General features: G+C 30.4%; 4 protein-coding genes. 2 read left to right on the forward strand and 2 right to left on the reverse strand.

Annotated elements, in window-relative coordinates:
• Window positions 1-160: 160 nt before the first annotated feature.
• Window positions 161-898: an IS21-like element helper ATPase IstB gene (gene istB / locus Q0Q96_RS08300; protein WP_293873596.1), complete on the reverse strand. Its 738-nt coding sequence runs from the start codon at window positions 896-898 to the stop codon at window positions 161-163.
• Window positions 899-914: 16 nt separating this feature from the next.
• Window positions 915-2,462: an IS21 family transposase gene (gene istA, locus Q0Q96_RS08305; RefSeq protein ID WP_293873598.1), complete on the reverse strand. Its 1,548-nt coding sequence runs from the start codon at window positions 2,460-2,462 to the stop codon at window positions 915-917.
• Between the two features lie 246 nt (window positions 2,463-2,708).
• Between istA and Q0Q96_RS08310 the strand changes: the two genes are divergently transcribed.
• Both Q0Q96_RS08310 and Q0Q96_RS08315 read left to right on the forward strand, forming a co-directional pair.
• Entirely contained in the window at window positions 2,709-2,987 is a 279-nt protein-coding gene (locus Q0Q96_RS08310) for a hypothetical protein (RefSeq protein ID WP_293873600.1), read from the forward strand.
• A 439-nt stretch (window positions 2,988-3,426) separates the two neighbouring features.
• Window positions 3,427-3,954, forward strand: coding sequence for a hypothetical protein (locus tag Q0Q96_RS08315; RefSeq protein WP_293873602.1), 528 nt, complete (start codon window positions 3,427-3,429; stop codon window positions 3,952-3,954).
• Window positions 3,955-4,059 lie beyond the last annotated feature (105 nt).

Below are 4,059 nucleotides of genomic sequence, written 5' to 3' on the forward strand. Positions count from 1 at the left end.
TGCAAATTCCAGTCATATTGACCACCCAATTCCAATTTAAAGTGACCACCTGATTCCAATTCAAAATGACCACCTAATTCCGGAGCAAAATGACCACCTCCATTTTTCATTAAAAACTACTTTTTTTCATCTGTTAATTAGTATTCAAATATACTTAATATTATTGCTTGCTTACACCTCTTTTTTTTCTCATAGATTCTCCATGTAATTCGAGTCGGTGAGATTGATGTATCAGTCTATCCAAAATTGCATCAGCTATGGTTTTTTCTCCAATTATATCGTACCATCCTTGTACTGGGATTTGTGAGGTTACGATAATTGAACCATTATTATGTCGGTCTTCAATGATTTCCAAAAGGGTAATTCGGTTATGACTATCTAATGCTTGTAGTCCAAAATCGTCAAGTATAATAACATCTTGTCTCTGTATTTTGGCAAGTTCTCGCAGGTAAGAACCATCTGCTTTGGCCATTTTTAATTTAGCAAACAACTTTGAAGTATTAAAATAACTTACCTTAAAACCTTGTATACAGGCTTGATAACCTAATGCGGTGCCTAAATAACTCTTGCCTACACCAGTACTTCCAGTGATTAAAATGTTTTCATTTTTTTCTACAAATTCGCATTCTGCCAGACGCAGTACCATATTTCGGTCAAGATTACGAGATACATCAAAATTGATACTTTCAATATTTGATTTGTAATGGAATCTGGCATTGGTAATACTGCGTTGAATACGACGATTGTGCCTTTCGTCCCATTCAGCATCAATAATCATCGATACAAATTGATCGAGTGTGTAATGGTCCGTTTTTCCGCTTTCAATGGCTGTTTTAAAAGCATTATACATACCATAAAGCTTCATTTGTTTCATTTTTGTTACTGTGGATTCATTCATGTTTTTAAGATTTAATTTAGTTATAATAATATTTCCCTCTTATGTTACCGTGACTCGGGAGTTCTTGCTCCTGTTCCTGTTCAAAATCAATATGGTCTAGGTTGTTTTCTAAAATGTTCTGTATCGTCTTAAAATTGTAAATTTTAAAATCAAGTGCCCGTTTACAGGCATTTATTAACCGCTGCTTACCTACCTTTTTCTCGAAGTTTAGTATTCCTAAACAACTTTTATAAGCCTGTTCAGGGTGGTTTCTACTTTCGATTATCTGCATAATATATTCTCCTACTGACTCATCAATACTACTTGCCCAATCAATGAAGCGGGCAGCGCTCCATTGGGCTACAAATTGATGCGTACTTGCTAAATGCTCTGGGGTTGTGGTATAGACATAAGGTTTGTAATTTCGGGCATGGACAGCTATTCGATTGTATTTATAATATATCTCTACAGTTGATTTGGTATACAATAGTTTCGCTTTTTTCTTTACATATTGATACGGAACGCTGTAGTAATTTTTATCTTGACTTAATTGAACATGTCCGTTTTGCATTACTGTTGCAAAGGATTGGTATTTGATTTCAAAGCGTTCTTGTGGTAGTGGTCGCAATTTTTGTTGCTCATCTTCTAAAAACAATTCTATGCGAGAATAAGGACGTCCTGTGAGTTTTCGGCTATTATGAGTGTCTAATAAATCCCATATCTGTTGGTTTAATTCTTCCAGGCTAAAGAATTTGGTTTCTTTTAGATTTACATAAATCCTTCTGTATAATATCTTGACAGCTCCTTCAACTAATGACTTATCTCTTGGTTTATAAGCTCTGGCAGGCAAGATTGTAGTTTCGTAATGTTCCGCTAAATCAGCCAAAGTTTCATTAATTGTTGGTTCAAAACGACTACTTTTTATTACCGCAGATTTTAAATTATCTGGAACAATTGCCGCAGGAGTACCTTCAAAAAAACGCATTGCATTCTCTACAGATGTAACAAAATCTCCCTTTTGTTGGCTCATAGAAGCCTCTGCATAAGTGTATTGACTAGCCCCTAATATGGCAACAAAAAATTGGATGTCTTTGATTTCACCCGTGTCTTTATCAATAATGGAGAGTGTTTTTCCAGCATAATCCACATACATTTTATCACCAGCTTTGTGATTCATGTGCATTACTGGATTGACTCGTTTACCCCATATTTTATAATGATGGCTAAATTGTGAACTCTTGTAACCATCAGGATTTACGGCAATATATTGCTCCCACATGTGCTGTATGGTAACACCAACTTTTTTTAGTTCCCGTTCCATTTTAGGGAAAAAATCATAAAGTATCTGCAATTTGGGGCTAATTGATTCCACAGTAGTGTGTGAAAACAAAAGTTCCAGTTCGGCATCTGTTTTTTCATTAATCACTTCAAAGCTTAATCCGAGGACTTCAAATAAAGAAATATACTTCTTTACCGTGTTTCTGGAAAGGGATAAGTAGCTGCTTATAAATAACTTACTCTTACCATTGCAATGGAATTTAATTACTTTTCTAATTTTACTCATGTCTGTTATTTTATTTGCCATAATCCGTGTTTTTTTAACGAATGTATGGTTCTAACATCATGAAAAAGGCAGTAGTTTTTTGGTGGTCAATTTGCACCGAAATCGGGTGGTCAATTTACACTGGAATTAGGTGGTCAATTTGACCGTTTTTTCCACAAAAGTGTTTTTTCTCTGTAAAAAATCCTTAATTTCAAAAACAACTTAATTTCTTTTTTATATATAATTTAAAGTTGATCCAAATCAACTCAAAAAATCAATATTAAGAATATGAAAAAGAAAAAACACCTCCACACTAACTTTATTAAGTTTATTATTGAAAAGTATAGTCAAGAACTTCCTGATGAAGAAACAAATGTTTCTAATAGAAAACTTGAAGATGAATTTGATGAAATAATCAATGGTCAAGAAGTAAAAAAAGATGAAGTTCAAGATGAAATTGAAAATGATGAAGATGATGATAACATTGATAACCTTGTAAAAGAATACCAGTTATTGGAGAAAAAATATAAGTTAAAATCAAATGGTAGAATTTATAATAAAAGATAACAGAAGACTATATGACATTGAAACTATGAAACAAGTTCTTAAAGTTCCAAAGTCAAAAATCCAAAGAGAATTAAAGTGTATAGATGGTGAAATTATCAAGTATAAGAACTTATTTCTATACCCAGAGAAGACTTTATTTAATTTGATGGAAATAATACTTATAGAAAAATTAGAAAAGAATAATGGTTGATTTTGATAAGATTAGGAAATGTGAGGAAACAATTAAAAGAGATAAAGAGAAATTGGAAATAGAAAAAGATTTTAAGAAAAGAGAAAAGATAAAGTTGAAAATAAAGATTGAAGAAATTAAAATCAAAATAGAAAGATTAAACTAAACCACATAGGTTTTCAGTTAGTTCTCTGTAAAAGAATATCCCTTATTCAATTCTCAAATTAATTTATTTAGTTTGATGATTGTCCTATTAAATAAAGATTAATAATGAGAACTTATGAATTAAAACCTCATCAAAATCAAATACTAAATGAGGTTAAAAATTTACCTAAATCAAGACTTCATTATTTAGTTGTTCAACAGAACAGAAACAAATCTAACTTCACATTGAAAGAGTTAAAGAAACATATTAGAACTGGAATTAAAAAGTATGTTTATCAAATGTATCCATTCACTAACATTAAAGATTTAGAAAAAAGAATTGTCAAATATTATTGTTTTTTTGAAACATCAGAGGAATTTTTTAAGTCCCAACATAAAAATAATATTGTTGATGAGAATATTGAAATGAACCTACATTTTCATTTATTCATTACCTCAACAGATAGTAATGTTTTTGTTCCTCAATTAATAAACAATATCATATTAGAATTTTTTGGTCAAAGAAACAAACAAAGTTCTCTTTTTAAAATTGACTATAACAAAATTGAAAAATTAGATGATGACTTTATTTTATATCATACTAAACAAATGATGTTTAAACCAAATTTAGATTTTATATTAAAAAACATTTAGTTTAATCTAAATAAAAAAATTAATCTAAATAAAAATAGTTTTTATTAAAAAAGAACCTCTTAAATAGAATGTCCATTTCAATAAAAAAAAGTTAAATTTACCAAT

Source organism: Flavobacterium sp., from assembly GCF_025352015.1.
In the GTDB taxonomy this organism is placed as follows: Bacteria; Bacteroidota; Bacteroidia; order Flavobacteriales; family Flavobacteriaceae; genus Flavobacterium.